The following is a 26431-nucleotide window of genomic DNA, read 5'->3' as shown; positions in this document are numbered from 1 at the left end:
AAAAGCTCCCATATAGAAAAAGAGGTTCACAGCGAGAGGTGGGACATCATGAGAAAAAACCTCTTCTTTATTTTCATCGGGATGGTCATCGCTGTTGTTCTTTCAGGTGCAGGATATATTTACTATCAACAGACCAAAAGCAAATCCCCTCTGGTATCCGTCGATGAAAAAGTATATAAACCCATTCAGATTTCCAAAAAAGAGCCGCAAAACAAGAAAAATGCAGTTGAAAAACCTGTCCCTCAGGTTGTTGCACTCGCCCCCAAACAGACTGATCACACCCAAAAAGAAGAGAAGGAAAAACAAAAATACAGCGTGGTTGAAAGTATTTTGCAACAATGGAGATCCAATGGCTATCAAATCCTGGTAGACGCCGGTTATTTTGTAAAAGCTCTGGATGCTCACTACGGAACAGATGACTGGTACACCTATGGCGATGTGGTTGATGTGATGTACGGAATAGGGATAACAAACCAGGTCATTATCGATCCTCTCCAACAAACACCCAATCAGGATCACAACACAGATCCAAATACTCAACCACCAAATTCGGATGAAAATCCAACAGCCGATCCGCCTTCAACCAACGAACCACCAACGGATCCTGCTACCACCGAACCACCCTCTACACAACCGGGAACAGGTAACAATTCAACCAATCCACCACCTACCAACCAGACACCCGGCCAACCAGGTGGTGGTACTCAGCTTGGTGGTGGTACTCAACCTGGAACTCAGTCTGGTACTCAGTCGGTTACAACTTATCCACCTGGATACCTTTACAAATCTGGAGGCTCAGGAGGTTCCGGATCAACAAATGCTTCTTCTGCACAAGAAATGTGATTTTTCATCATGGCGATTTGGTATTCTTTCCAGCTATACTAAGATACCAAATCGCTTGTTTTTTATTTGACATTGAACGTTCTTCTCGTTGTTCTCTGCCATCATTAAATAGCGATTTGGCATCTGCCTGGCAGAACACCAAATCACCGATGCTTGCTACTCAAAATCCTTATTTTTTCCGTTTCTACCATACAAAAACGAATATAACTCCCAATAGAATCAGCAACATTCCCAAACCGCCGACCCCTCCATAAGACGCAGTTTCCAGAAATAGGAAAAAGATTTTTTTCCATGTCTCCTTCACGCCTTCTTTTCGATAAACAACGGTGAAATTGTAGATAACCAGTATGAAACCTGCAATAATGAATATGACACCCCATACATCTGACATGGGCTCTAATATCCTCCTCAAATGTCAAATGAAACAGTCTATTCAAAAAATAAAGCTGATCTTGTATCCTTCTTGTCCTTGTGGTAACTCAACATGTTTCCCAAGATGGATTGCAATGGCATGATTTCATGAATACGTCTTTAAAATATGAATTACCCCAAAAGATCCATAATAATGCTTGGAGATCAAAGTGCGAAGGTGGCAAGACAAAGAAAAAAGCTGCCTTACAGCGGCTAGCAGTCTTCAGTCTCCACCAGTCTCTTCTGATCTTACCATCATCTTCCCGAAGAAAAACGGAAACATAAAATGTAAAACCTTCCGATGAGATGAAGTCGGGAGGTTTTACATTTTATACAGGGGTTTGCTTCCAGCTTTCTCTTATTTCTTCACCAATTTTGTATAATTCATCTTCCACATCTTTACGCTTTTTTCTTCCTTCCTTTTCTATATGAATAGTTTTAATTAAGGATGAAATTATCTCCTGTTGGGATTTTTTTAGGTCTTCCAATGGGATGATTCTTTTTTCATTCATGATGGTCATGGCAAGTTCCCATTGTTTTTTCCATAAGAGAAAAGTACTTATAACCGATGCTTGAATTTGTTCAGCGAAAGCTTGGTTATTTGGGTAGATTCTCTTGAGTTGACGAGCCACCTGTAGAGGGATTTGGCGATTCAGTTTTAAATCGTAGAGTTTTTTTTCGAACTGCTGCACGAAGTTAATGAGGCGATGCAGCTCTTGTGTTTGTTGATGTCTGTTTTTGGCATGCTTGATTTGTTCGTGAAGATGGGGAATTTTTATCTGCGTTATTTCTTTTAAAGTCTGTTCACCGGCCTCAATCATGAAGGTGAGTTGGTGATAAAAATCGTGATTTTGGATGGTTAGTTCCTGGAGCTTTTCTGTATATTGGATCAACAGCGTTCTGGATTGTTCCAGTTGGTGAATGAATCTGTCTATTTGCTGTTGTTTCTTTTGATATTGAACGATCCACTTCCTGGTGGGATTCCACAGCTTGTTGATCACGGGAAGAAAAGCAAAATGACGGGTTCGGTTTAACCGCTCAAGATCGATCGATTCCACTTCCTTTAGTAGCCCCGTCAAGAGATCAGCAAAATGAAGTTGATCGATCACACGTATAGAAGCTAATATTTTTTCAATAAAGATGATCATTTCTTTTTGAATTTGAGTACCATCGTGGATCATGGAGTCGATATCATTCAGGTTTATCGCATGAATCCATTTTTCTCTGTTTTGTTCTGAAAAAGTGGAAGATTGGTTTTCACTCATCCTTTCCCGCCTTTCATTTTTGGAGATTTTATCTCAAAGAATTGGCTGCACACTGTATGATACCTACATATTTTTGCAAAATAATGTTTATCGTGTATGAACAATAGGTTAAAAAGTGGAGAACCCACTGTATTTTTTCAGCCTGCGGATAACCTCTATTAAATCCCTCTTATAGTGTTGAGGTCTGTTGACAAACATACGATGGATACTCTATCAACAAGCTGGACGATCTCCTTTGTACAAATATCCACGGAATAAAGGGAATTTAAATTGATCATTGAAATGTTAAATATATGAAAATATAATTAATACGTTGCATAATGGATGGTTGATAGATAGATATATAAAAGTTTTCACTTGTTGCCAGGATTGTTTTTCTTCCATGAAAAGAGACAAATGAACTGGAGTGGATCAAATGACAGGAAGAAAGCAAGAGGATAAGTGGATCACTTTGGTTGCCCCCGTAACAGGAAAGGTGATTTCATTGGATGAAGTGGGAGACATGGTGTTCTCCCGGCGGATGGTCGGTGATGGCATTGCGATCATACCGGCAGAAGGGAAAGCGGTTGCACCCATGGATGGAGTGATTTCTCATTTATTTGATACGCACCATGCTGTATGTATACAGAATCCAAACGGCTTGAGAGTTCTTATTCATATTGGCCTGGATACGGTTAAATTATATGGGGAAGGATTTAAATCACGGGTTCGGGTCAGTGAACAGGTAAAAAAATCGGAATTATTGATTGAGTTTGACTTGGATGTCATTGAAGAGTCTGGATGTTCGATCGTAACCCCTATGGTGATCAATAATATGGAACTTGTAGAGGATCTGCAGGTATTGGCACAAGGAGATGTGCAGGCTGGACATCATCCAGTATTGAAAGTGCGATTGAAATAAATCTCAAAAATACTGCCAGGTTGCTTCCATGAAGGGGCAACCTTGGCGATGGAATCGAATGCATGGCCAAAAAGATTTTTTTAAAAAAACTATTGCATTCATTATAAAATCATGTTAAATTATATACCTGTGAGCGACATAAAACGGAGAAAACAAGAGAAAACAGAAGCATATGGGCCTATAGCTCAGTTGGTTAGAGCGCACGCCTGATAAGCGTGAGGTCGGCTGTTCGAGTCAGCCTAGGCCCACCAGATTTGGCTCGGTAGCTCAGTCGGTAGAGCAGAGGACTGAAAATCCTCGTGTCGGCGGTTCGATTCCGTCCCGAGCCACCAGGGTTGGCTTTTTGATTGTGGCCCGTTGGTGAAGCGGTTAACACACCAGCCTTTCACGCTGGCATGCAGGGGTTCGAATCCCCTACGGGTCACCATCTCTTCTTTGCGGAAGTGGCTCAGGGGTAGAGCATCGCCTTGCCAAGGCGAGGGTCGCGGGTTCGAATCCCGTCTTCCGCTCCAACCATGTGCCCTTAGCTCAGCTGGATAGAGCGTCTGACTACGGATCAGAAGGTCGGGAGTTCGAATCTTCCAGGGCACGCCAGGCAAAAACCACTGACACATATCGCTGTGTCGGTGGTTTTTTGTTGTTCATATTTTAAAAAAAATGTTACAATAAAAATAGAAATATAATAAACTTTTTCAAGTACACCATAATCAAACGATATGAAAGGAACAGGTGAATACATATGGCTAAATCCATTCATGATACGACCCTGCTTAACAATGGCGTAAAAATGCCATGGCTTGGCCTGGGTGTGTGGAAAACGAAAGAAGGAGAAGAAGTAGAGCAAGCAGTAAAAGCGGCCATCCGTTCCGGTTATCGCAGTATCGATACAGCGGCTGCCTACAAGAATGAAACCGGAGTGGGAAAAGCCATCAAAGAATCAGGGATTCCCCGTGAAGATATTTTTATCACCACCAAAGTATGGAATGCTGATCAAGGCTATGACTCTACTTTGAAGGCCTTTGAAGAAAGCCGGAAGAAGTTAGGGGTAGAATATGTAGATTTGTATTTAATCCACTGGCCGGTGAAAGGAAAATACAAAGATACATGGAAAGCTTTGGAAAAATTATATAAGGATGGTCTGGTACGGGCCATTGGTGTCAGCAATTTCCAGATACATCATTTGGAGGATCTTTTGGCTGACTGTGAAGTGAAGCCTACGGTCAATCAAGTCGAGTTTCATCCTTATCTCACGCAGGAAGAATTACTGGCCTTTTGTCAGGAACAGCAAATTCAACTGGAAGCATGGAGCCCACTCATGCAAGGACATGTGGTCCAGGATGAAACGATTCAGGCATTGGCCCAAAAATACAAAAAAACACCTGCGCAAATTGTCTTGCGCTGGGATCTGCAAAAAGGAGTAGTGACCATTCCCAAATCAGTCAAAGAACATCGGATTGTAGAAAATGCCCAGATTTTTGATTTTGAACTTTCTCCTGAAGATATGGAAAAAATCGACCGTTTAAATAAAAACCATCGCTTTGGTCCGGATCCGGACAACTTTGATTTTTAACATGGAGCCCCTGAAAATATCCTGAAAGATGAGTATATAAGCCGAACGTAGGGCGTTTTCTCCCTCGTTCGGCGTTTTTGTGCTCTTTGAATATTTTTTGGTTTTTTAGTACAGTTAAGTTACAAAATTAGTATATAATAAAATAGATATTTAACAAGAAGTAAAGGGAATTCATACACTTATCCTTATATCCAATGACTGGAGCGTTTACAAAAATGAAATAGTTTGTTGAGAAAGTGAGAAGGGAGATCGAGATGACAGAGTCTAAAAAAACAAGCGCTTCCGAAGATATTGAAGAATTGTTCCATTCAGCGAAAAAACTTTTAAATGATCCCGAAAATCGTGCAGAAGGTGTGAAGTTACTTCAGCAGGCGGCAGAAGCAGAGTATGTGGAAGCCATGTATGAATGGGGAAAATACCTCATCGAAGGAAAAGAGCAAATACTGGAAGGGATCGAATGGATGACCAAGGCGGCTGATGCGGGAAGTATTGCTGCGATGAAGCAGTTAAGCCACTATTATTCCCAAGGCAAAGGTGTAGCCAAAAATGAGGAACAGGGAGAAATGTGGCTAAGAAGAGCGGCTGAAGCTGGTGATCTGGAATCCATGAAAAGCTTGAGCTGGCTTTTATTGGATCAGGAAAACGTGGCAGAAGGCGAAAAATGGCTAAGAAAAGCAGCAGAAGCCGGCGATGTGTCATCGATGTACCAGCTGGGGTATTTTTTGCTTAAAGGAGAGGTGTTGGCGCAAAACACAACCGAAGGAGAAATGTGGTTACAAAAAGCGGCTGATCGAGGTTCCAATGAAGCAAGGCTTGTATTGGCGAGAGCCAAAGAGCCAGCGAAAAAATCCAGCAAGATATACATACTGGGGATTCTTTTTATCGTAGCTGTTATGGTACTATTTAAAATAGTCAAATAACGGGAACCGAAACGGTTCGATCCATTTTTGGATGAATTAACCAGCTTCTCATTGGAATGAGGGAAGTTGGTTTTTTCTTTAAGAGAGAGGCCGCGAATGGAAAATGAAAGGAAGCGGAGGATGGGTTCCTTATGGAGTAACTGTGATGGTACAGAAGTTGTCACGGAGGAAGGAACCCATCCTGAAGCGCGGGAGAAACGGATCAGTATAGCCTCGGAGAGTGGTAGACTCTCTGAGGTTGTTGACAAACCCGGTTTTCCTTTTCTGGTTGAGCGACTTTTTCTGAAATAGAAAAGGGATCGAATTGTATTTATCTTACACATTTTCTATTAATATTCTTGAAATCATATATGATTTCATATATGATAAAGATATGAAAAAACAAAATCCTGTCAATAAACAACAATATGCTTATCAAATTTTGCGTTCTCGTATTTTGGATGGAACTTATTCACCAGGATATCGCATTGTCATCAGTCAAATTGCCAAGGAGCTGTCTTTAAGTGCCATTCCGGTACGAGAGGCGATCCGTCAGCTGGAAGCGGATGGCCTGATTGAGTACAAGCAGTATAGTGGGGCCGTTGTTACACCCATCGATGAACAAAAGTATGTAGAGACGCTATCGGTTCTGGCGGTGATGGAAGGTTATGCAACGGCTTTGAGCTCGCTTGCATTTCCATTCGAGAGAATCGCCAAACTGCAGGATTTGAATGAAGCGATGAAAAAGGCACTCAAGGAATTTGATTTTGTTCGCTTTGGTCAATTGAACCGCACATTTCATGATCAGATTTATGAATACTGCCAAAATCAATATTTGATTGAAAACATTCGCCAAACCTGGAGTCGGCTCGATTCAATCCGCAGAATGGGTTCCCTGTTTATTCCCGTCCGTGCCAAACAGTCCGTTCAAGAGCATGATCAACTTATTTCCATGCTGAAAAATCAGCGACCCTTTGATGAAATTGAAAGATTTGCCCGTGAACATAAGATGAATATGGTGAAGTTTTTCAATCACATGAAGAAACAGGGTACCAGTATTTTTCATTCATGAAATGAAGACCGAATCGGGAGTAAGTGCGGTTTAAGGCACAGTGGCTTGGAATCGCTGTGCCGCTCTTTTCCAGCATCATTGAAAGTGCCAAAGGGGAGGTTCGCGTGCGACTGAGTGAAGCAAAAGAAAAATTACGTGGTTCCATTGCTCCGATTGTCACCCCATTTCGCGAAGATGACAGTATCGATGAAACCGCTTTGGTCGAATTGATCGAATGGCATATTGCCAGTGGAAGTCATGCGATTTCCGTGACAGGAACCACGGGTGAGCCCAGTTCGTTAACATTGGAAGAGCGGGAACGGGTTATGGAAATCGCCATCAAAACGAGTCGGGGTCGTGTTCCGGTTGTTCCTGGGACAGGCTCCACAAACCATCAGGAAACCCTCTATCTCACCAAGCTGGCACAGGAAATGGGAGCAGATGCCGCTCTTGTGATTGTTCCTTACTATAACCGCCCTTCACAACATGCCCTCTATCAACACTTCAAAGCAGTAGCAGACTCTGTTGACCTTCCGATTATTATCTACAACATCCCCGGACGAACAGCTGTCAATTTGGAAGCCAAAACACTCGCCCGTCTTCGGGAAGATTGTCCCAATATTATCGGCGTGAAGGAATCCAACAAGGATTTTGAGCATGTTAATCGTGTGCTTTGGTATTGTGGAAGAGACTTTCTGTTATATTCCGGCATTGAATTATTGTGTTATCCGATGCTCGCCATCGGTGGAGCTGGATATATTAGTGCAACGGCCAATGTTGTTCCAGATCGAGTGGCCGAGCTGTACAATGCCTGGGCACAGGGAGATGTCAAACGAGCACAGGATCTCCATTTTGAACTCATGCCCCTGAATGATGTCCTTTTCAAGGATACCAATCCTGGACCGGTTAAAGCGGCATTGGCGATGATGGGCAAAATTTACCCAAAATTGCGTTTGCCAATGGATTTGCCTTCCAAAGAATTGCAACAGGAAATTTGCGAAGTATTAAGACGTTACACGGAAGTGAAATTTCCGGTGTGAGAACGAATGGGGGAGAGGCGAATTGAAGCATGTCCGATTTATTGCTGAAGGTCGTGAACAATTGGGTACGGTAAAGGATTCGATCGTGCTTTCCCTGTCAGGTAAACCCTACACAGAAGACGAGATCGACGTGTGGTTGCCGCCCATTCGACCAAACAAGGTCATCGGTTTGGCCCTGAATTATGCCGATCATGCTGAGGAGTTAGGACTTCAAAAGCCACCGGAGCCGGTGCTGTTTATCAAGCCCAATACTTCTCTGATCGGTCACCGGGGAGCGATCGTTTATCCGGATGGCGCCACGTATATGCACTATGAAAATGAGTTGGCCGTCGTGATTGGAAAAGCGGGGCGAAAAATCAGGGCAGCCGATGCTTTTCAATATGTAAAAGGATATACCATTGCCAATGATGTAACGGTCAGGGATTTTGTTCATAACTACTATCGGCCACCCATCCGTGCCAAAGGGCATGATACCTTCGGGCCGATGGGTCCTTATTTGGTTGATCGGGATGATGTTCCCGATGTGAATCGCCTCACTCTCCGTACGTACGTCAATGGGGAATTGAGACAGGAAGGAAACACCAAGGATCTCATTTATACCATCCCGGAATTGATCGAGTTTATCAGCTCTTTTATGACATTGGAGCCGAATGATGTGATTCTAACAGGAACACCAAAAGGGATTTCCCATATTTATCCCGGCGATGTGCTTCGTTTGGAAATTGATGGTTTGGGTGCGCTGGAAAATACGGTGATCGATGGACGAACAGAAAAATAGAGAAAAGTGTGGAGGGAAAGTATGTTAGCGCAAAAAGTGAAAGATGTTCCCTTGTACATCAATGGAGAATTTGTGGAAGCACAGGCGGGAAGAACGTTTGAAAATATCAATCCCTTTACTAATGAAACCATCAATCGAGTTGCGGAAGGCAGGGAAGAAGATATTGCATTGGCCGTGGAAGCTGCTGTTCGGGCGTTTCAGCAGGGACCTTGGGGCCGAATGAAAGTAAAAGAGAGACTCAAGTATATTCGCAAGATTGCGGATATAATTGACGCGCATGCAGAAGAAATTTCATATCTGGAATCATTGGATACAGGATTGCCGATTCGCCAGACCCAAAAAATGGCGGCTCGAGCAGCAGAGAACTTTCGTTTTTATGCGGAAATGGTGGCAAGTCGTATGGTGGGTGAGGCTTATCAGGTGGATGATGAATTTCTCAACTATACAATCCACAAACCCGTAGGAGTGGCAGGGCTCATCACTCCATGGAATGCTCCTTTTATGCTCGAAACATGGAAAGTGGCTCCAGCACTTGCGACGGGAAATACAGTGGTGCTAAAGCCAGCGGAGTGGTCACCTCTTACCGCTCACAAACTGGCAGAAATCATTCATCAGGCGGGTTTGCCAGAAGGCGTGTTTAATGTTGTCCACGGTTTTGGTGAAACTGCTGGAGCGGCGCTGGTCGCCCATCCAGATGTACGTCTGATTTCTTTTACGGGGGAAACGGCTACCGGTTCGGAAATTATGAAAAATGGGGCCGGCCATCTGAAGCGCGTTTCGATGGAATTGGGAGGAAAATCACCAATCATCGTCTTTGATGATGCCGACTTGGATCGGGCTCTGGATGCTTGCATTTGGGGGATTTTCTCGTTTAACGGAGAGCGTTGTACGGCCAATTCCCGATTGTTTGTACAGGAGGCGATTTACGATTCATTTGTCCAGGCATTGCGGGAACGTTTGGAGAAGATTGTTGTAGGAGATCCGTTGGATCAGAAGACAGAAGTAGGACCGCTTATTCATCCGAAGCATGCCCAAAGGGTAAGGGAGTATATACGTATCGCCATAGAAGAAGGAGCTGAAGTCGTACAGCCAAAACTGGATGAACGATTGGAAGGAGGCAATTTTGTTGTCCCCACTCTTCTCTTGCATGTGAAGAATCATATGCGAGTCGCACAAGAAGAGATTTTTGGTCCTGTATTGGCGGTGATGTCCTTTCAGGAGGAAGAGGAAGTGATTGAACTTGCGAATGATGTGCGGTACGGGCTGGCAGGGTATGTCTGGACACAGGATGTGAGCCGGGCGCATCGGGTGGCTCAGGCGGTTGATTCAGGCATGGTTTGGATCAATTCGCAAAATACCAGAGATTTACGTATTCCCTTTGGCGGAATGAAACAGAGTGGGATTGGGCGTGAAGGTGGACATTATGCTTTTGAGTTTTATACGGAGATGCAAGTGATTCATGTTGCATTGGGAAACCATCCCATTCCTCGCTTTGGAAAGGCATCAAGCTGATCATATGGATCAAAGGGGGCGAAAGTAATGCCGGCTAGAAATGGTCAGCAGTATATTGAGGGGTTAAAAAAAGCGAACAATCATGTATATATTCATGGGGAAAAAGTGGAAGATGTAACCGAACATCCAGCTTTTCGGAATGTGGTTCGCTCCATGGCGCGCCTGTATGATTTACAGTATGAAAAACCGGAGAAAATGCTATATCCTTCTCCAACGACTGGAGAAAAAGTGGGGCTATCTTTTATTGCCCCACAGACGATAGACGATCTGATTGCCAGAAGAGAAATGATTATGGAATGGGCACGGGTTTCAGGCGGAATGATGGGTCGGACACCGGATTATTTAAATGCAAGCGTGATGGCTTATGGGACAGCGCATCAGTGGTTTGCGCAAGGAGATCCACTTTTTGCGGAAAATGCCAAAAATTATTATGAATATTGCCGGGAAAATGATGTGAGTTTGACCCATACCCTGATTCATCCACAAGTGAACCGGGCCAAAGCACAGTATGAGCAAAAAGATGCCCATGTGGCTTTGCATATTGTTGAAAAAACAAAGGATGGGGTCATTGTCGAAGGAGCGAGATTGCTCGCCACACAAGGTGGGATTACCGATGAAATTTTGGTGTTTCCCTCTACTGTCAACAAAGCTTCCTCCAAAGATGATCCATATTCCATCGCATTTGCCATCCCAAACAATACACCAGGGTTAAAATTTGTGTGCCGGGAGTCTTTTGATTATGGCAAAAATGAATGGGATCATCCACTTGGCTCCCGATTTGAGGAAGGCGATGCCATCGTTCTGTTTGAAAAGGTGCTTGTACCATGGGATCGGATCTTTATTTGCGGCAGTGCGGAGATTTGCAATGCGACATTTCGGGAAACCAATGCGGTGGTGCATATGTCGCATCAAGTGGTTGCGAAAAACATCGTGAAAACGGAGTTTATATTGGGTGTGATTTTATGCTTGATGGAAGCGATCGGCATTGACCAGTTTCAGCATGTCAAAGACAAGGGAACGGAGGTCATGCTGATTTTGGAGACGATGAAGTCGCATTTGTATCGGGCAGAGCATCAGGCCAAGCTGGATCGGTGGGGAGTCATGACACCCGATTTTGCTCCTTTAAACGCAGCGCGCAATTGGTATCCTCGCATGTATCCACGGATCGTCGGAATTTTACGTATCCTGGGCGCTTCTGGTTTGATGGGAATCCCGACGCATGCGGACTTTGAAAATGAAGAGATCGGACATTTATTGGAAAGAGCGGTGCAAGGGAAAAATCTGGGTGGATATGAGCGTGTCCAGTTATTCCGTTTGGCCTGGGATATTACACTCAGTGCGTTCGGAGGCCGTCAAACGCATTATGAGTATTACTTCTTTGGCGATCCCATCAAAATGGGTATGGCTTATTTTGATGAGTTTGAAAAAGAGCCACTGAAAGAATATGTACGGGACTTTTTGCGACAAATCCAATCGCCGAAACCATATTACATGAAGGCACCGAAGTGATACAGGGGGAGGAAAGCATGGCTTTCAATATTATAAGGGCGGCGAGAGCAGTTTTGCAGGTAACGGATCTGGATGCAGCGAGGGGTTTTTATGTGGATGCCTTGGGATTTGTCGAAACTGAATCCGATGGAGAACATTTGTATTTGCGTGGATTGGAAGAACGGCATCATCATTGTTTGGTACTTCAGAAAGGGAACAAGCCAGGGGCTTTGGTGCTCAGTTACAAGGTTTACTCAGAAGTCGATTTGGAAGCGCTTGCACGATTTTTTGAAGAAAAGGGTTTTAAGACCAAGTGGCTGGAAAAGGGCAGTCAGCATGCCATGGGACGGGCATTCAGGGTTCAGGATGTTTCTGGGATTCCGCTCGAATTTTTTGTCGAGATGAAAACGGTTGACCGACTGTTGCAAAGGTATGATTTATATAAAGGGGCGAGAATGCAACGAATCGATCATTTTAACTGCATGGTTCCCGATGTGGAAAAAGCCTATCAGTTTTATGTAAATGAATTGGGATTTGCCTGTTCGGAATATACCGTTACGGAAAATGAACGAATTTGGGCGGCATGGTTACATCGCAAGCCGACCGTGCATGATGTTGCTTTTATGAATGGAGACGGTCCAAGGCTTCATCATGTCGGGTTTTGGGTAAGTGAACCGATGAGTATTATTCATACTTGCGATATGTTGGCTTCATTGGGATACACACAAGCGATCGAGCGTGGGCCTGGACGACACGGTTTATCCAATGCCTTCTTCTTATACTTGAGAGATCCGGATGGCAACCGGGTGGAGCTATATACAGGTGACTATCTCACAAGTGATCCGGACTTTCAACCGATTCGTTGGGACTTGGATGATCCAAGACGACAAACCTTGTGGGGACATAAAGCCCCTGATAGCTGGTTTACTGAAGCGACTTCATTTTTGGATGGAACCGGTTTGTCCATACCTGTTCATCCACCCACGCTGGAAAGAAGGAAACCAGAGAACATCCTATAAGGAGAAATGAGAGGGTGAAATCGGTTTTTCGCAAACAACCGATTTTCCTGTCCTTATGAATAGGGCGCTTCAAGCGGGAAGGAAATCGGATCTTCTTCATCTTGCAGTAGATAGGAGGAGAATGAGAGATGCTGGGAATGGCGGATGGTTGGATCACGGTAGCATGGCTCGGAACCATCTTGTCAGCAGTCTTTTGTGTGATCTATAGCCTGGTGATGTGGAATAAAGGAGATGACACCGAATGAACCTGCCTGTCCTGATCATCATGCTATTCATCTATACAGGAATCATGACTTATCTGGCCTATTTGGGGAATCGAAGAACCAGAACCGAGGAGGACTATTTGGTCGCTGGCCGCAATGCTCATCCGCTCATTATGGCCCTGTCTTATGGCTCAACCTTCATCAGTACCTCTTCATTGGTCGGATTTGGAGGTGTATCTGCTTTATATGGTTTTGGACTCCTGTGGTTGGCGTTATTAAACATTGTAGTGGGTGTGTTTATTGCGTTTGCTTTTCTGGGAGTTCGAGTACGAAAATTGTCTGTCGAATTGGGAGCGAGTACGTTTCCAACCCTGTTGGGGAAGCGGTATCAGTCCAGGTTTGTCACTGTTTTCTCTGGTTTGATGATATTTGTGCTCATGCCTGCATATACAAGTGTGGTATTGATTGGCGGGGCTCGCTTTTTGGAAGAAAGCCTGTCCATGGATTTTCATTTAGCATTGTGGGTACTCGCGATTTTGATTGCTGCTTATGTGATTAGTGGCGGTTTAAAGGCCGTCATGTATACAGATACGTTTTGTGCTGTTGTGATGTTACTGGGGATGGTGATTCTCCTCTTTGCCGCTTATCAATCGGTTGGAGGGGTCATTGCCGGCCACGAAGGATTAACAGCGATGAAAAACATGGTTCCACCTTCACTCGCTGAACAAGGGCACCAGGGTTGGACAGCGATGCCAAGTTTGGGTTCTCCCCTGTGGTGGACATTGGTTAGTACCATGATTATGGGAGTGGGAATTGGGGTACTGGCTCAACCACAACTCATCATGCGCTGTATGACCGTAAAAAACAAGCGCTCGTTGAACCGTTCGGTTATGACCGGTGGGGTCTTTATGTTCTTTATGACAGGGGCTGCGTTTATGATTGGCCCCCTCACGAACCTGTATTTCAAAAATACCCAGGGAAAAATCTCGATGGCTGTAGCCAATAACAATATCGATTCGATTATGCCCATATTTATCAAGGAGATCATGCCGGAGTGGTTTCTCTATTTGATCCTGTTTACGTTATTGTCGGCAGCGATTTCCACGATTGTTTCTCTTTTTCATGTTCAAGGAAGTGCATTTAGTGAAGACATTATCAAAACATTGGGAATCAACTTACGAGTCAAAAATCCGCTGTTTTTATCACGAATCGGTGTGTTCCTGGGCATGTTCGCTGCTGTTGTCCTGGCTTACTTATTGCCGGGAAATATCATCGCCCAGTCAACCGCTTTTTGGTATGGGCTTTGTGCTTCCTGTTTTTTGCCAGCCTTAATCGGAGCGCTGTATTGGAAACGAGCCACCAGACAAGGAGCGATTGCCAGTATGGTAGCAGGCTTTGTTGTCAGCGCTTTCGGTTTTCTCTTTTTACATGCAAAAGAAGCCAAAGCATTCGGTCTGGCGAAAACACTGTTTGGAATGGATACCTTGCTGGCTTATCCATGGACACATGTAGATCCGCTTTTTTATGCTTTACCGATTGCAACCGTTGTCTTTGTGGTTGGAAGCTTATTAACAAATAAATCGATCAAAAAAGATTCAAAAATGGCGGAAGAGTTGAGTTGAATTTTAGAAAGTAAGCCCCTCATGTTGCCGAGCAAATTTTCTATAAAGCAGAGGGATGGATTCCTTACGGAGTGACTGTGATGGTACAGAAGTTGTCACGGAGGAAGGAGCCCAGCCCGAAGCGAGGGAGAAACGTGGAGAGTGGTAGACTCTCTAAGGCCAGGCCGTTGACAAACCCGGTTTTCCTTTTCCAGTTGAACGACTTCTTGCTCGTATTTAAGCAACGGGAGTGAAACGGAAAAGGAAAACCGGTATATAACAGAAACTTTGTCAACAATCTGGGGAGAGTGATAGACTCTCTCTTTTTATTTTTGAAATCAGCGTATATGGGTTCCGTCAGTTAACCTTTGGTGATCCAAGAAAGAGCTGGTTTCGTCAAACGGTAAACACTCATGTTTTAGAACATTTTACGATGGATAGAATGGATTAAAAACGAATACAAGGGGATCGGAATGAGCATTTTCAGGCGAAACAGGAAATGGTTAGATCAGTCCAGGCAGCAAAATATACCTCAAAAACAGGCTAAAGAGGGGCTTTCATTTGATCTGAATAGCAATGTACAAACGTTACAATCCATATATAGAGACTGTTCGGATGTTGTTTTTCATCATTTTAACATGATGGGTAATACGCGTGCCGTTCTTGTTTATATCGATGGATTAACCAATATCGAAGAGGTTAATCAGCATGTACTCGCTCCGCTGATATCAGAAAATCATCATGAGCAAGTGATTTCCATTGATACGATGAGAGAAAAAATACCTGTTTCCCAAATCGTAGAGGTAGACAAGGTCATAGAAGCCGTTGAAGCCATTGCCAATGGAAACCCTGTACTCCTGATGGATGGGCAAAGACAGGCAATCATTTTCGGATTGGGTAAATGGGAGCAGCGGAATATTGAGGAACCGACAGCTGAATCAGTTATACGCGGATCGCGTGAAGGGTTCATCGAATCATTGAGAGTGAACACTTCACTATTGCGGAGAAGGATTAAGAGCCCAGCATTAAAAATGAAATCGTTAGGTATTGGACATTACACTCGAACAGAGGTAGCCATTGCTTATATCGAGGGATTGGCAAACCCGGATTTGGTCGAAGAAGTAACGCAGCGAGTCCAACGGATCGAGATCGATGGTGTGTTGGAAACCGGTTATATTGAAGAGATGATTGAAGATAACCCTTACTCTCCGTTTCCTCAGCTCCTGGCAACAGAACGCCCCGATGTGGCAGCTGCCAGTTTGCTTGAAGGGCGTGTGGTTATTTTGGTGGACGGAACTTCCTTTGTTTTGGTCGCACCAATTACATTCTTTGTCTTATTGCAGGCGCCGGAAGACTATTATGGGCGGTATATGATCGGATCATCGATTCGTTGGTTACGTTTCCTGTTTCTTGTCATTGCTTTACTAGGGCCTTCAGCTTATGTAGCCGTTCTATCGTACCACCAGGAGATGATTCCAACCACTTTGTTGTTAACCATTGCCCAAAGTCGTGAAAGAATTCCGTTTCCAGCCCTGATTGAGGCGTTGATTTTGGAAATCACGTTCGAAGCATTACGCGAAGCGGGTGTGCGACTGCCCAAACAAGTGGGGGCTGCTATCAGCATCGTCGGGGCACTTGTGATCGGGCAAGCAGCGACGGCAGCGGGTTTGGCTTCATCTCCTTTGGTCATGGTTGTAGCCATTACAGGAATTGCGTCCTTTTTACTTCCGCGCTATACAACGGGGATTGCGATTAGAATGCTCCGTTTCCCGATTATGATTCTCTCGGGAATCTTGGGATTGCTTGGAATGATGCTGGGAGTTATTGCGCTTGTTATTCACCTGTGTACATTACGTTCATTTGGTGTACCCTATCTATCACCCATCGCTCCATTAAAAACTCGCGAATTGAAAGATGTATTGTATCGGGCTCCATGGTGGAAGATGGATACCCGCCCAGATCCTGCTAATAAAGGAAGTATCTTTCGACAGTCGCCTGGACAAAAGCCAAATCCAATCAAGGGGGATGAACAATGATCGAAAAAGGAAGAATATCCCCTTTCCAGGTAGCGGTACTCATGTATCCAACTATTGTAGTAACGGCGCTTCTCATCGTTCCATCTATGACTGCTAAACATGCGGAGCGAGATATGTGGATTTCGCCGATTTGGGCATCGAGTATTGGATTTCTCACTGTATATGTAGCCTATCAATTACACAAGCTCTATCCAAAACAAACAGTCATCGAATATAGTGAAAAGATACTGGGGCGATTTCTGGGAAAGATGGTTGGAGCGATTTTCTTGTTCCATTATCTACATACGATTGGTATTGTTTTTAGGGAATACGCCGAATTTGTTAAGGAGAATTTTTTGTTTAAAACTCCGCTTCTTGTGATGATCCTGGGAATGATTTTTGTTTGTACATATGCTGTAACTGGTGGTGCAGAGGTATTAGGGAGATGTGGGGAGGTCTTCGTTCCTATAGGATTGTTTCTTCTTGTTTCGATCATTCTTTTACTTATTCCAGATATGAAATTCGAATATATGTTCCCAATCATGGAGGAGGGAATTACTCCTTCGATTATTGGCTCATTTGTACCCCAGGGATGGTTTGGTGAATTCTTCCTGATCTCTTTTCTACTTCCAGCTATGAAGGGTCAGGAAAACAGGATGAAATGGGGTATGATCTCGGTATTTGCCGTTATGCTAACGATGATCCTGTTTAATTTTGTGTCTCTCTTTTTATTTGGAGACATTACAAAACATATCACGTATCCAGTGATCAAAGCAGTACGTTACATCAGTATTGCTGATTTTTTTGAGCATGTGGAAGCCCTCGTGATGGCCATCTGGGTATTGGGTGCTTTTTTAAAGATTTGTGTGTTTTCGTATGCGATTGTAATTGGCATGGCACAGTGGCTAAATCTTTCTCATTATCACCCAATCGTATGGCCCATTCATTTTCTGTATCTCCCACTTAGCCTTTGGATTGCCCGAAATTATCAGGAGGTCGCCCATTTTAAGGGTACGGTTTTTTATTTTTATTCCATGACGGTGCAAGTCCTCATTCCGATTCTTTTGTTATGTATTGCGTGGCTGCGGCAAAGGAGGAACAGGCATGATCGCTCCTTCTCGGTTTCGTAAAAAGATCCTCTTTTCTCTGTGGCTGGCGGTTCTTCCCCTTGCGGGTTGTTGGGACCGGATTGAAGTGAATGATTTGATACTGATTACCGCAGCTGCTCTGGATAAACCTGAGGAAGACAAAGGCGTGGAACTTTCCATTCAAGTGTTCATACCAAGAGGTGGTGGAGGAGAGATGAGTGGCATGAAAACGGAAGGCAGTGGTGGAGATGAGAATACATTTGTCCGATCTGCTGTTGGAGTGACACTTGCCGATGCCATGGCAAAGCTTCAGGAAAAGCTTCCACGTCGTATCTTTTGGGGACATAATGAAGTACTCATTATTGGTGAGGAATTGGCAAAAGAAGGCTTTCGTGAACACATTGACTTCTGGATGAGATACACCGAACCACGTGAACGGGCAGATGTATTTGTGAGCAAAGGAAAGGCTAAGGAGATATTAATGTTAATTCCAAAGATTGAGCGCAATTCGTCAGAAGTCCTGCGTGAGCTGGCAGAAATGCGTACGGGTATAAAAGTGACAGTCAAAGATTTGGCACAAATGTTAACGGGCGAGAGTGGAACGGCAGCTCTACCCTGGGTCGAAAAATTACCTTCCTCTAATGAAGAAAAAGATGAGAAAAAATCTATTGGATACATTTATGGTACTGCCCTTTTCAAAAAAGACAGGATGGTGGGATGGATCAATGATCGGGTAACGAGAGGAATGCTATGGTTGAGAAATGAGATTGAAACCGCTTTGATTACAGTAAAACCGAAAGAAGCAGAAGAAGGATTGGTTTCCTTGAATCTGGTGAAGAGTAATTCACAACTCATACCACAAATCCAAAATGGAAAATGGAGCATGACAGTAAAAATAGATACGGAAGTAGATGTGATTCAAAATACGACAAACCTGGAATTCACAAACCCGAAATTTTTGCAAGAAGTGGAAAAGGCAGTAGCCAAAGATATTGAAGATAGAGAGAGGATGGCTCTGGCCCAGGCACGGGAATGGAATGTGGATATATTTGGTTTTGCAGAGACTTTTCACCGTAAATATCCGCAAGTGTGGAAAAAAGAGAAGGATCGTTGGGATCAAATATTTCCAGAAGTGGAAGTGAAATATGAAACGAAAGTCAAAGTAGCAAGATTAGGATTATCTACAATAGGTACGACTAAACCAGAAGAAGAGGTCAAGCAAAAGTGAGATGGGTTGAATTATTATCCATCACCGTCCTCGTGGTGCTGATTTCCGGATATCATTGGAAGAAAATCAAGGAAAATGAGCGGAAAGATAAAGTGACCTTTGCAGTGCTGATTGGAGTTGGATGGATATTGTTCGTATTGCTGATTTTCTTTCCTGACATGCCTGGTCCTACACAGCTGATCCAAACCATCTTTCAACCGCTGGGAAAGCTTTTGGAGAAATAGGTGACTCTGGCTGAGCCAGAGGTGGAACGGGAGTGAGATGGCTTGAGCTATTGGGGAGTAACCTTGCTTGGGATCATCTGCTTGGTCCATTAATTGATCAGCTTGTTGGCAAAGTTGCCGTAATATGTCGGGGTTGTCAATAGACCCTCATGTGACGGGGAACACCATCAGAAGAATGAAAAATATTAAGCGGAGGGATGGGTTCCTTACGGAGTGACTGTGATGGTACAGAAGTCGTCACGGAGGAAGGAACCCATTCCGAAGCGCGGGAGAAATGTATCCATATTTTCAGGATAGTCTCATTGATGGCTTTCGATCGTTTTTTCATTAGTATGATCGCTGTTATTATAATCATATGCCACTACTTTTCAACTGGAAGAAAGGAGACACAAAATGAAAGACATCGTAACGAAACGGATTTTTGTTGCAGTTCCTCTCCCAAGCGGTTCAAAAGAGCAACTTGCTGGTCAAGTGGAACAATGGAAGCAAGCTTTCCCGTTTCAAAAATGGGTAGATCCTGAAGACTACCATATTACACTCTTTTTTTTGGGGAATTGTACAGAAGGAAAAATCGATCAAGTGGTTTCAGCATTGGAAAAGGTTGTATCCACTATTCGTCCTTTCTCTTTGTCTTTTTCTCATTTGGGCACGTTTGGGAATAAAAATCAGCCGCGCATTTTTTGGATGGGGATGGAAGGCGACCTGTCTCAATTGCAAATGTTGCAACAACGAGTGGTTCAAACATTGGAACCCATTGGTTTTAGAGCAGAAGATCGCCCTTATCGCCCACATATTACCCTGGCACGGAAATGTAAAGATAGCGCCTTCTCTCTTCCAGCTTTTCCAGCCAATCTGAAACAAACATGGATCGTTGATCGAATCGTTCTTTATGAAACAAAGCTGGGGATGACCCCCATGTATCATGTTCTTAAAACCTATCCTTTGGGCTGATCCTCAGAAAATGAGGATGGCCGCTTCTAAATCCCTGAGATGAGGATCATGGATAAAAAGAGAATCGATAGCGGCCTTGATCCTGGTTACAATATAAAGGTGATAAAAGAAATAAAAAATATATTGCCATTAGCAAAATATCATGCTATACTCTAAAATGTTCCGGCGAAAACTTAAAAATATGCCGGGGTGGCGGAATTGGCAGACGCACAGGACTTAAAATCCTGCGGTAGGTAACTACCGTGCCGGTTCGAGTCCGGCCCTCGGCACCAGCAGAAAACTCCTAAGATAGCAAATTAGGGGTTTTTTCATTTGTATAGAAAGATTTTAAGATTTTGATCAGGGAAACATATTCTTGATTCACTGATTCTGATTGTGAATCAAATACTGGAATAATGGTTTGAATAAAGATATAAGCGTGAATAGTATTGTACTATATACTGAAAGCGCTTAAAATGTTACCATACAACGCTTCGATAGGTGGGGAGAAGATGAATATTCACAAATTTGTGATGCCAGAGGTCATCTTCGGAAATGGCTCTATTCACCAAGTAGGAGAAAGTTGTCTTAGGCTGGGGGCTACAAACGTATTTATTGTAAGTGACCCGGGTGTTATGGAAGCTGGGTGGGTGGATATTGTCATTCAAAGTTGTAAACAAGCTGGTTTAAAACATACGACATTTTATGATGTAACCATTAACCCAAAAGATAAAGAAGTGGAAAAGGGATGTGAAGTATATATCCAGAATGAATGTGATTCGATTATTGGTGTTGGCGGGGGAAGTGCCATCGATGCGGCAAAAGCGATTGCGATTCTTGTAACGAATGGCGGGAGAATTCATGATTATGAAGGAATTGACAAAATTAAAAATCCCCTTCCTCCGCAAGTAATGGTTCCAACCACAGCCGGGTCAGGCTCGGAAGTATCGCAATTTTCAGTAATCGTAGATACTGTCGGACAAAAAAAGATGACCATTATTTCCAAATCGCTTATTCCTGACATTGCGATTATAGATCCGGAAACATTATCAACCAAAAGTGCCCGTTTAACCGCTTCAACAGGATTGGATGTTTTGACGCACGGAATTGAATCGTATGTAAGTTTGGCCGCGACTCCGTTAACCGATGTCCAGGCAAAAAATGCCATTTCATTGGTAGCGGAACATTTACGTCCTTCTGTCGCTTCACAAATAAACAGGGAAGCCAAGACAAATATGGCGATGGCAAGCTTGCAAGCCGGCCTTGCTTTTTCCAATGCCATTCTGGGAGCCGTACACGCCATGTCACATGCAGTAGGGGGGAAGTATCCAATCCTTCACGGCGACTTAAATTCCATTTTGCTTCCATATGTAATGGAATTTAACCTTCTGGCGAACCCCAAAAAATTTGCTGATATTGCTCTTTTCCTTGGTATTGATATTCGAGGTATGTCTTATATGGAAGCAGGAAAAAAAGCAATTGAATATGTAAAAAATCTAGCAGTGGATATTGGAGCTCCCCAACGATTATCCGATATTGGTTTGGAGAAAGAGGAAATACAAAACATGAGCCTGATTGCCTTAAATGATGCCTGCATGATTACAAATCCTCGAGACATAACGGTTGAAGATATTGAAGAAATATTGAGAAAGGAATGGTAATGATGCAGATAAACGAACGGCAACAAATGATTAATCTTCTAACAGGAGTTCAGTCTTCCAAAAAAAGTTATTATACAGAATTAAAGAAGATGGTTGTTGAACTAAAAAAGAAAAATATGCAGTTGGAAATTGTCAATGATGTAACCAAAAGTTTTAACATTGACATGTCCATGGACGAGATGTTAAAAAACATTTTTGATAAATTAAAAGAGATTTTCCCACTAGAAAGGATCAGCTTGTCTTTATATGAAAATGAAAAATTGGTGTTAACCAATGTTTATCCAACAAACGCGTTTTATTTCCCAATCGGTTTTGTTCTACCGAAAGAAAATTCTCTTTATTGGAGAGTAATTCAATCCCTCGAAAAGATTTTCTATCAGGTACAGGCAAAAAAAGACGATTATATTGAAAATAAAGTTTATGAAGCGTTAGGAATTCATAGTGTGCTCTTAATCCCCCTTATTAGCAAGGGGAAAGTGATTGGTGTGCTAAGTATGGGAAGTAAGGAAACCGTCCAATATGATGAATCGGATCTTTCCTTTTTCCAGCAACTTTGCGATCAATTGGCTGTTTGTATTGAAAATGCTAGACTTTATAATGAGGTTCTTACCAGTAAAAAAGAGTGGGAGGAAACCTTTCGAGCCGTTTCCGAAATGATATTGGTGGTTGATTTGCAGGGAAACATTTTACGCTATAATGACGCGGCGAAAGAATTTTTTCAATTAAGTGATAGCGAAAACGTTCATCAACTGCTATCAATGGATATCAATGAAAGTCCGATCATGGAAAATCTTCAAACCAAAAAACCTGTTCATCGGCAGATTCATATCCAGCAACGGGTATGTGAACTTCATTCATATCCTGTGTTTAATGAGAGTCAAAACATGTATGCCGCCATTATTTATATCAATGACATCACAGAGAAATGCCGGATTGAAGCTCAATTATTGCAATCCGGGAAACTGGCTGCAATTGGCGAGATGGCAGCAGGAATCGCTCATGAATTGAACAATCCGTTAACGGCTATTCTCGGAAATGCTCAACTGTTGTTAAGATCTGTACCAAAAGATGACCGCTCGTATAAACTCCTGTCAGATATCCATTTGTGCGGGAAACGATGCAAAACTATCATCCAAAATTTATTGACCTTCTCACGGCAAGATGAATACGTGTTTGAAGATTGTTCAGTCAATGAGGCTGTTGAACAAGTGCTGGGGTTAGTAGGGGATCAAATCAAAAAGCAAAATATTATGATTCAAAAAAAATTAGATGATTCGATTGAATTCATTGAAGGGAATGTTCAGCAAATTGGACAAATCATTTTAAATCTTTTAATCAATGCAAAAGATGCTCTTGAAGATACAAATATCCCCAAAAAAGTGATAACGATTGAAACAAGATCAGTCCTGGAAAATGAAAAACATTGGGTTCTTCTCTCAGTCAAGGATAATGGAAAAGGAATAAGCGAACAGCATTTACAAGAAATTTTCAACCCGTTTTTTACAACAAAGCGGCCAGGAAAAGGAACTGGACTTGGATTATCCGTCAGTCTGGGAATAGCGGAAGCCCACGGCGGAACAATTGAAGTGATTAGCGAACTAGGAAAGGGAAGCCAGTTTATATTGAAACTTCCGGCAAAGCAGTAACGCTAAATTTCAGGATGGAGGAAATCCATGGAAAATATTTTAGTGATTGATGATGAACGGGAAGTAGGCCATTTTTTTCTGCACTTACTGGAAGGAAAGGGTTATCACGTAAAACTCGGATTTAGTGGAAAAGATTTTTCAAGACTCATCAAAGAACAATCATTCGATCTTGCATTAATTGACGTAAAATTACCGGATACAAACGGTTTGGATCTGTTAAAACAATTGAAAACAGAATTGCCATCCTGTAAGGCAATTGTCATGACTGGCTATAGTACGGTGAAAACAGCGGTTGAAGCGATTAAATATGGCGCAAGCGATTATATCGAGAAACCATTTGACGATATTGAAGAATTGGAAAGATTGATCGAAGGATTATTAGGCAGCGGTTCAACATCATCTCAAACGGATATGTATAAGTTGGCTGAAACACTTGGTTTTATTGTGGGAAAAAACAAAGTAATGAACGATTTAGCCAAACTGGCCTACAAAATTGCGAAAAAAAATGTCAATGTGCTTATTGAAGGGGAGACAGGTACAGGAAAAGAAGTGTTAGCGCATTTTATCCATCATGCGAGTATGCGCTATGATCAACCTTTTATCGGAATCAATTGTGGCGCCGTTTCTGAAACCCTTTTGGAAAGCGAGTTGTTTGGTCATGAAAAGGGAGCGTTTACAGGGGCTGTGAAAGAAAAAAAGGGCATCTTTGAAATAGCCAACAGAGGGACTTTATTTTTGGACGAAATTGGAGAAGCATCGCTTGCCACTCAAGTGAAATTGCTGAGGGTGTTGGAAACAGGGGAGTACATTCGAGTAGGCGGCGAGACAGTCCGAAGAACAAATACCCGGATCATTGCCGCTTCCCATGTCAACCTTGCCCAAGCCGTAGCTGAAAAAACATTCAGGGAAGATTTATTGTATCGGTTAGACGTAGTGAAATTAACGGTTCCTCCGCTCAGAGAGCGAATAGAGGATCTGCCGCTTTTCATCGAATACTTCTTGAAAAAATTGAATTCCAATCTATCTTTTTCGGATGGCACGATCTTGCAAATGAAACGATATCATTGGCCGGGAAATGTGAGGGAACTTTTTAATGTGGTGAAGCGGGCAGTGACATTGGCCGAAGGGGAAACAAATGTCATTACTCCCCATTACCTGCCTGAAAAAATGAGAACGCAAACAAATTCGTTACACGTGATCCCAGATGAAAAAAACACCAGGGATGACATGGATTTGGAAACTTACCTGCATGATTGGACAAACTATATTCTCTCATTATGGAAGGACAGTGATCAAATAAATTTGGAACATGTGCTATCCTTAGTAAAGGATTTGGAAAAGCAGATCGGTCGGTCTTTTGTGATGAAAACGTTAAAGGAAACGGTAGGGAACAGGAAAGAAGCGGCGGAACGGTTAAACATCACTGTCCGTAAACTTAGATATTTATTAAAAGAAAAAGGGGCTGACCCAAAAGGTTAAATTTCTTTTGGGATTCAGCCCCTTTTTGAACGGCTAAAATGAAAGCGCTCACTATTTTTTGAAGAAGAATTAGTTTGTTTCTTGCATGGTCAACACAATCCGGCCATTGATTTGCCCTTTTATCATTCGATCGAATACTTCATTAATGGAATCTAATGGAGCCGTTTCCACGATTGGGCGGACTTTCCCCATTGCAGCGAATTCCAAAGCTTCTTGCATATCTTTTCTCGTACCTACGATGGAACCTTTTACAGTCACCCCGTTTAAGACTGTGTCAAAAATAGGAATCGGTAATTCAGCATTTGGCAAACCGACTACAACCAAGGTTCCGCCACGTTTTACTGATTGATAGGCTTGTTCAAATGCTTTTTTCGTTACCGCGACGCTAATCGCTGCTTGTACGCCGCCTACTTTTTTCTGGATTGTTTCGACCGGATCTTCTTTTAACCCGTTAATTGCGATGTCAGCACCTAAATTTTTGGCAAGTTCCATTTTTTCATCACTGATATCAACCGCAACAACATTTAATCCCATTGCTTTTGCATACTGAAGTGCAATGTGTCCTAAACCGCCAATTCCGTAAATCGCTACCCATTCACCAGGTCTTGCATCTGAAACTTTTAACGCTTTATAGGTTGTTACCCCCGCACAGAGAATCGGTGCAACTTCAACAGGATCCAGATTTTCTGGAATTCTGGCAACATAGTCAGCGGGTGCTTTACAATATTCAGCATATCCGCCGTCTACCGAATACCCTCCATTTAATTGATGTGGACAAAGTGTTTCTTGTCCGCTCAAGCAATATTCACATTCACCACAAGCAGAATATAACCAAGGGATGCCAACACGATCTCCTACTTTGACAGATTTGACCCCTTCGGCCACTTCCACCACAATTCCTACCCCTTCATGTCCAGGAATCAATGGAAGTTTCGGTTTTACAGGCCAATCTCCATGTGCGGCATGCAAGTCCGTATGGCAGACACCACAAGCTTCAATTTTTACAAGTACTTCTCCATACTCCAGTTTTGGTTTCTCTACCTCTTTAATTTCAAGTGCCTTTTTAAACTCGTTGACTACAGCTGCTTTCATTTTTTTAAGTCCCCTTTCAAATCAGTTTCACAAAACTAGAAATGCAAAAAGTGTGCCAAACCCTAAATATAGTAAAGTGCATACCTAATTTCTTGTTTTGTGCCGAAGTTTCGGCATTTTTGTACGGATAATCGGTATTTTCCTCATAAAATTGGCATGTCTTATTCAATGTTGTTATAATATCCGATTTATCATAATAAATTTAATTATTTTTTATTAAAAATCCTATTGCTTTTCTACTAGAAGGATGATATAGTATATACCTGTCAGGACATGAAAGAACGAATAATAAAGAGATAATCAAAGGATATGGGCCTATAGCTCAGTTGGTTAGAGCGCACGCCTGATAAGCGTGAGGTCGGCTGTTCGAGTCAGCCTAGGCCCACCAGATATGGGGCTATAGCTCAGCTGGGAGAGCACCTGCCTTGCAAGCAGGGGGTCAGCGGTTCGAATCCGCTTAGCTCCACCAGGAATATGGAGGGATACC

General features: G+C 42.9%; 24 protein-coding genes and 8 tRNA genes. 29 read left to right on the top strand and 3 right to left on the bottom strand.

The features are described 5' to 3' along the window. Window positions 1-48: 48 nt before the first annotated feature. On the top strand, window positions 49-843 hold the full coding sequence (locus BMZ78_RS14660; protein WP_093231179.1) for a hypothetical protein: 795 nt from the start codon (window positions 49-51) through the stop codon (window positions 841-843). Window positions 844-1027: 184 nt separating this feature from the next. On the opposite strand, the gene BMZ78_RS14655 is transcribed toward BMZ78_RS14660, so the two are convergent. Together BMZ78_RS14655 and BMZ78_RS14650 are read right to left on the bottom strand one after the other, a co-directional pair. After that, window positions 1028-1234: a hypothetical protein gene (locus BMZ78_RS14655; RefSeq protein WP_093231178.1), complete on the bottom strand. Its 207-nt coding sequence runs from the start codon at window positions 1232-1234 to the stop codon at window positions 1028-1030. A 349-nt stretch (window positions 1235-1583) separates the two neighbouring features. Continuing rightward, window positions 1584-2519 carry a toxic anion resistance protein gene (locus tag BMZ78_RS14650; protein ID WP_093231177.1) on the bottom strand — a complete coding sequence of 312 codons (936 nt, stop codon included), beginning with the start codon at window positions 2517-2519 and terminating at the stop codon, window positions 1584-1586. A gap of 415 nt (window positions 2520-2934) precedes the next feature. Here BMZ78_RS14650 and BMZ78_RS14645 point away from each other — a divergent pair, with 415 nt between their 5' ends. The 26 genes from BMZ78_RS14645 (at window position 2935) to BMZ78_RS14530 (ending at window position 24852) form a co-directional block, all read left to right on the top strand. Further along, window positions 2935-3420 carry a PTS sugar transporter subunit IIA gene (locus BMZ78_RS14645; protein WP_093231176.1) on the top strand — a complete coding sequence of 162 codons (486 nt, stop codon included), beginning with the start codon at window positions 2935-2937 and terminating at the stop codon, window positions 3418-3420. A gap of 174 nt (window positions 3421-3594) precedes the next feature. Then, a tRNA-Ile gene (locus BMZ78_RS14640) sits at window positions 3595-3671 on the top strand. A gap of 5 nt (window positions 3672-3676) precedes the next feature. After that, window positions 3677-3752 (top strand) — tRNA-Phe (locus BMZ78_RS14635). 19 nt (window positions 3753-3771) lie between these two features. Then, a tRNA-Glu gene (locus BMZ78_RS14630) sits at window positions 3772-3847 on the top strand. Between the two features lie 10 nt (window positions 3848-3857). Next, window positions 3858-3932 (top strand) — tRNA-Gly (locus tag BMZ78_RS14625). Between the two features lie 5 nt (window positions 3933-3937). Then, a tRNA-Arg gene (locus tag BMZ78_RS14620) sits at window positions 3938-4014 on the top strand. Window positions 4015-4159: 145 nt separating this feature from the next. Beyond that, window positions 4160-4990: an aldo/keto reductase gene (locus BMZ78_RS14615; RefSeq protein ID WP_093231175.1), complete on the top strand. Its 831-nt coding sequence runs from the start codon at window positions 4160-4162 to the stop codon at window positions 4988-4990. Between the two features lie 254 nt (window positions 4991-5244). After that, window positions 5245-5910 carry a tetratricopeptide repeat protein gene (locus BMZ78_RS14610; RefSeq protein ID WP_093231174.1) on the top strand — a complete coding sequence of 222 codons (666 nt, stop codon included), beginning with the start codon at window positions 5245-5247 and terminating at the stop codon, window positions 5908-5910. 120 nt (window positions 5911-6030) lie between these two features. Then, on the top strand, window positions 6031-6201 hold the full coding sequence (locus tag BMZ78_RS18890; protein ID WP_175482503.1) for a hypothetical protein: 171 nt from the start codon (window positions 6031-6033) through the stop codon (window positions 6199-6201). Window positions 6202-6283: 82 nt separating this feature from the next. Continuing rightward, the gene (locus BMZ78_RS14605; protein WP_093231216.1) at window positions 6284-6961 is read left to right on the top strand and encodes a GntR family transcriptional regulator; all 678 of its coding nucleotides are present in this window, start codon (window positions 6284-6286) and stop codon (window positions 6959-6961) included. 104 nt (window positions 6962-7065) lie between these two features. Beyond that, window positions 7066-7980, top strand: coding sequence for a 2,4-dihydroxyhept-2-ene-1,7-dioic acid aldolase (gene hpaI, locus BMZ78_RS14600; RefSeq protein WP_093231215.1), 915 nt, complete (start codon window positions 7066-7068; stop codon window positions 7978-7980). 22 nt (window positions 7981-8002) lie between these two features. Then, entirely contained in the window at window positions 8003-8758 is a 756-nt protein-coding gene (locus tag BMZ78_RS14595) for a fumarylacetoacetate hydrolase family protein (RefSeq protein ID WP_093231173.1), read from the top strand. A 21-nt stretch (window positions 8759-8779) separates the two neighbouring features. Continuing rightward, window positions 8780-10270, top strand: a complete 1491-nt coding sequence (hpaE, locus tag BMZ78_RS14590; RefSeq protein WP_093231172.1) for a 5-carboxymethyl-2-hydroxymuconate semialdehyde dehydrogenase — start codon at window positions 8780-8782, stop codon at window positions 10268-10270. A gap of 27 nt (window positions 10271-10297) precedes the next feature. Then, window positions 10298-11779 carry a 4-hydroxyphenylacetate 3-monooxygenase, oxygenase component gene (gene hpaB / locus BMZ78_RS14585; RefSeq protein ID WP_093231171.1) on the top strand — a complete coding sequence of 494 codons (1482 nt, stop codon included), beginning with the start codon at window positions 10298-10300 and terminating at the stop codon, window positions 11777-11779. 17 nt (window positions 11780-11796) lie between these two features. Continuing rightward, window positions 11797-12777 (top strand): 3,4-dihydroxyphenylacetate 2,3-dioxygenase, encoded by a 981-nt coding sequence (gene hpaD / locus BMZ78_RS14580; RefSeq protein ID WP_093231170.1) that lies wholly within the window; start codon window positions 11797-11799, stop codon window positions 12775-12777. Window positions 12778-12905: 128 nt separating this feature from the next. Further along, window positions 12906-13022 (top strand): symporter small accessory protein, encoded by a 117-nt coding sequence (locus tag BMZ78_RS19505; RefSeq protein ID WP_341849646.1) that lies wholly within the window; start codon window positions 12906-12908, stop codon window positions 13020-13022. Beyond that, on the top strand, window positions 13019-14602 hold the full coding sequence (locus tag BMZ78_RS14575) for a sodium:solute symporter family protein (protein WP_093231169.1): 1584 nt from the start codon (window positions 13019-13021) through the stop codon (window positions 14600-14602). The genes BMZ78_RS19505 and BMZ78_RS14575 overlap by 4 nt, the downstream gene beginning before the upstream one ends. 452 nt (window positions 14603-15054) lie before the next feature. After that, entirely contained in the window at window positions 15055-16617 is a 1563-nt protein-coding gene (locus BMZ78_RS14570) for a spore germination protein (RefSeq protein ID WP_093231168.1), read from the top strand. Further along, a complete protein-coding gene (locus BMZ78_RS14565) occupies window positions 16614-17726 on the top strand; it encodes a GerAB/ArcD/ProY family transporter (protein WP_175482502.1) in 1113 nt (370 codons plus the stop codon). The genes BMZ78_RS14570 and BMZ78_RS14565 overlap by 4 nt, the downstream gene beginning before the upstream one ends. Further along, window positions 17701-18912 carry a Ger(x)C family spore germination protein gene (locus BMZ78_RS14560; RefSeq protein ID WP_093231167.1) on the top strand — a complete coding sequence of 404 codons (1212 nt, stop codon included), beginning with the start codon at window positions 17701-17703 and terminating at the stop codon, window positions 18910-18912. The genes BMZ78_RS14565 and BMZ78_RS14560 overlap by 26 nt, the downstream gene beginning before the upstream one ends. Beyond that, a complete protein-coding gene (locus tag BMZ78_RS14555; protein ID WP_093231166.1) occupies window positions 18909-19136 on the top strand; it encodes a hypothetical protein in 228 nt (75 codons plus the stop codon). Before BMZ78_RS14560 ends, BMZ78_RS14555 begins: the two co-directional genes overlap by 4 nt. Window positions 19137-19529: 393 nt before the next feature. Beyond that, entirely contained in the window at window positions 19530-20087 is a 558-nt protein-coding gene (thpR, locus tag BMZ78_RS14550) for an RNA 2',3'-cyclic phosphodiesterase (RefSeq protein WP_093231165.1), read from the top strand. 183 nt (window positions 20088-20270) lie between these two features. After that, window positions 20271-20359: transfer RNA gene (locus BMZ78_RS14545), tRNA-Leu, on the top strand. 219 nt (window positions 20360-20578) lie between these two features. Beyond that, window positions 20579-21727, top strand: coding sequence for an iron-containing alcohol dehydrogenase (locus BMZ78_RS14540; protein ID WP_093231164.1), 1149 nt, complete (start codon window positions 20579-20581; stop codon window positions 21725-21727). A 2-nt stretch (window positions 21728-21729) separates the two neighbouring features. After that, window positions 21730-23373, top strand: a complete 1644-nt coding sequence (locus BMZ78_RS14535) for a sensor histidine kinase (protein WP_093231163.1) — start codon at window positions 21730-21732, stop codon at window positions 23371-23373. A gap of 27 nt (window positions 23374-23400) precedes the next feature. Next, on the top strand, window positions 23401-24852 hold the full coding sequence (locus BMZ78_RS14530; RefSeq protein WP_093231162.1) for a sigma-54-dependent transcriptional regulator: 1452 nt from the start codon (window positions 23401-23403) through the stop codon (window positions 24850-24852). 69 nt (window positions 24853-24921) lie between these two features. Here the strand turns inward: BMZ78_RS14530 and adhP are convergent, their stop codons facing one another. Continuing rightward, a complete protein-coding gene (gene adhP, locus BMZ78_RS14525; protein WP_093231161.1) occupies window positions 24922-25944 on the bottom strand; it encodes an alcohol dehydrogenase AdhP in 1023 nt (340 codons plus the stop codon). A gap of 311 nt (window positions 25945-26255) precedes the next feature. Between adhP and BMZ78_RS14520 the strand changes: the two genes are divergently transcribed. Both BMZ78_RS14520 and BMZ78_RS14515 read left to right on the top strand, forming a co-directional pair. Next, window positions 26256-26332, top strand: a tRNA-Ile gene (locus tag BMZ78_RS14520). Between the two features lie 5 nt (window positions 26333-26337). After that, a tRNA-Ala gene (locus BMZ78_RS14515) sits at window positions 26338-26413 on the top strand. The last annotated feature ends 18 nt before the right edge of the window (window positions 26414-26431 follow it).

It is taken from the genome of Thermoflavimicrobium dichotomicum (genome assembly GCF_900114055.1).
Lineage (GTDB): Bacteria > Bacillota > Bacilli > Thermoactinomycetales > Thermoactinomycetaceae > Thermoflavimicrobium > Thermoflavimicrobium dichotomicum.
The sequence above is the reverse complement of the archived record's forward strand: the minus strand, read 5'-3'. Positions and strand labels throughout refer to the sequence as shown.

Excerpts from the sequence above, each read along its gene's own strand:
- BMZ78_RS18890 (WP_175482503.1), top strand. The coding sequence starts at position 6,031 with ATGGGTTCCTTATGGAGTAACTGTGATGGTACAGAAGTTGTCACGGAG.
- adhP (WP_093231161.1), bottom strand. The coding sequence starts at position 25,944 with ATGAAAGCAGCTGTAGTCAACGAGTTTAAAAAGGCACTTGAAATTAAA.
- BMZ78_RS14650 (WP_093231177.1), bottom strand. The coding sequence starts at position 2,519 with ATGAGTGAAAACCAATCTTCCACTTTTTCAGAACAAAACAGAGAAAAA.
- hpaE (WP_093231172.1), top strand. The coding sequence starts at position 8,780 with ATGTTAGCGCAAAAAGTGAAAGATGTTCCCTTGTACATCAATGGAGAA.
- BMZ78_RS14560 (WP_093231167.1), top strand. The coding sequence starts at position 17,701 with ATGATCGCTCCTTCTCGGTTTCGTAAAAAGATCCTCTTTTCTCTGTGG.
- BMZ78_RS14660 (WP_093231179.1), top strand. The coding sequence starts at position 49 with ATGAGAAAAAACCTCTTCTTTATTTTCATCGGGATGGTCATCGCTGTT.
- BMZ78_RS14535 (WP_093231163.1), top strand. The coding sequence starts at position 21,730 with ATGCAGATAAACGAACGGCAACAAATGATTAATCTTCTAACAGGAGTT.
- BMZ78_RS14570 (WP_093231168.1), top strand. The coding sequence starts at position 15,055 with ATGAGCATTTTCAGGCGAAACAGGAAATGGTTAGATCAGTCCAGGCAG.
- hpaB (WP_093231171.1), top strand. The coding sequence starts at position 10,298 with ATGCCGGCTAGAAATGGTCAGCAGTATATTGAGGGGTTAAAAAAAGCG.
- hpaD (WP_093231170.1), top strand. The coding sequence starts at position 11,797 with ATGGCTTTCAATATTATAAGGGCGGCGAGAGCAGTTTTGCAGGTAACG.
- thpR (WP_093231165.1), top strand. The coding sequence starts at position 19,530 with ATGAAAGACATCGTAACGAAACGGATTTTTGTTGCAGTTCCTCTCCCA.
- BMZ78_RS14615 (WP_093231175.1), top strand. The coding sequence starts at position 4,160 with ATGGCTAAATCCATTCATGATACGACCCTGCTTAACAATGGCGTAAAA.
- BMZ78_RS14565 (WP_175482502.1), top strand. The coding sequence starts at position 16,614 with ATGATCGAAAAAGGAAGAATATCCCCTTTCCAGGTAGCGGTACTCATG.
- BMZ78_RS14530 (WP_093231162.1), top strand. The coding sequence starts at position 23,401 with ATGGAAAATATTTTAGTGATTGATGATGAACGGGAAGTAGGCCATTTT.
- BMZ78_RS19505 (WP_341849646.1), top strand. The coding sequence starts at position 12,906 with ATGCTGGGAATGGCGGATGGTTGGATCACGGTAGCATGGCTCGGAACC.
- BMZ78_RS14645 (WP_093231176.1), top strand. The coding sequence starts at position 2,935 with ATGACAGGAAGAAAGCAAGAGGATAAGTGGATCACTTTGGTTGCCCCC.
- BMZ78_RS14655 (WP_093231178.1), bottom strand. The coding sequence starts at position 1,234 with ATGTCAGATGTATGGGGTGTCATATTCATTATTGCAGGTTTCATACTG.
- BMZ78_RS14540 (WP_093231164.1), top strand. The coding sequence starts at position 20,579 with ATGAATATTCACAAATTTGTGATGCCAGAGGTCATCTTCGGAAATGGC.
- BMZ78_RS14575 (WP_093231169.1), top strand. The coding sequence starts at position 13,019 with ATGAACCTGCCTGTCCTGATCATCATGCTATTCATCTATACAGGAATC.
- BMZ78_RS14605 (WP_093231216.1), top strand. The coding sequence starts at position 6,284 with ATGAAAAAACAAAATCCTGTCAATAAACAACAATATGCTTATCAAATT.
- BMZ78_RS14610 (WP_093231174.1), top strand. The coding sequence starts at position 5,245 with ATGACAGAGTCTAAAAAAACAAGCGCTTCCGAAGATATTGAAGAATTG.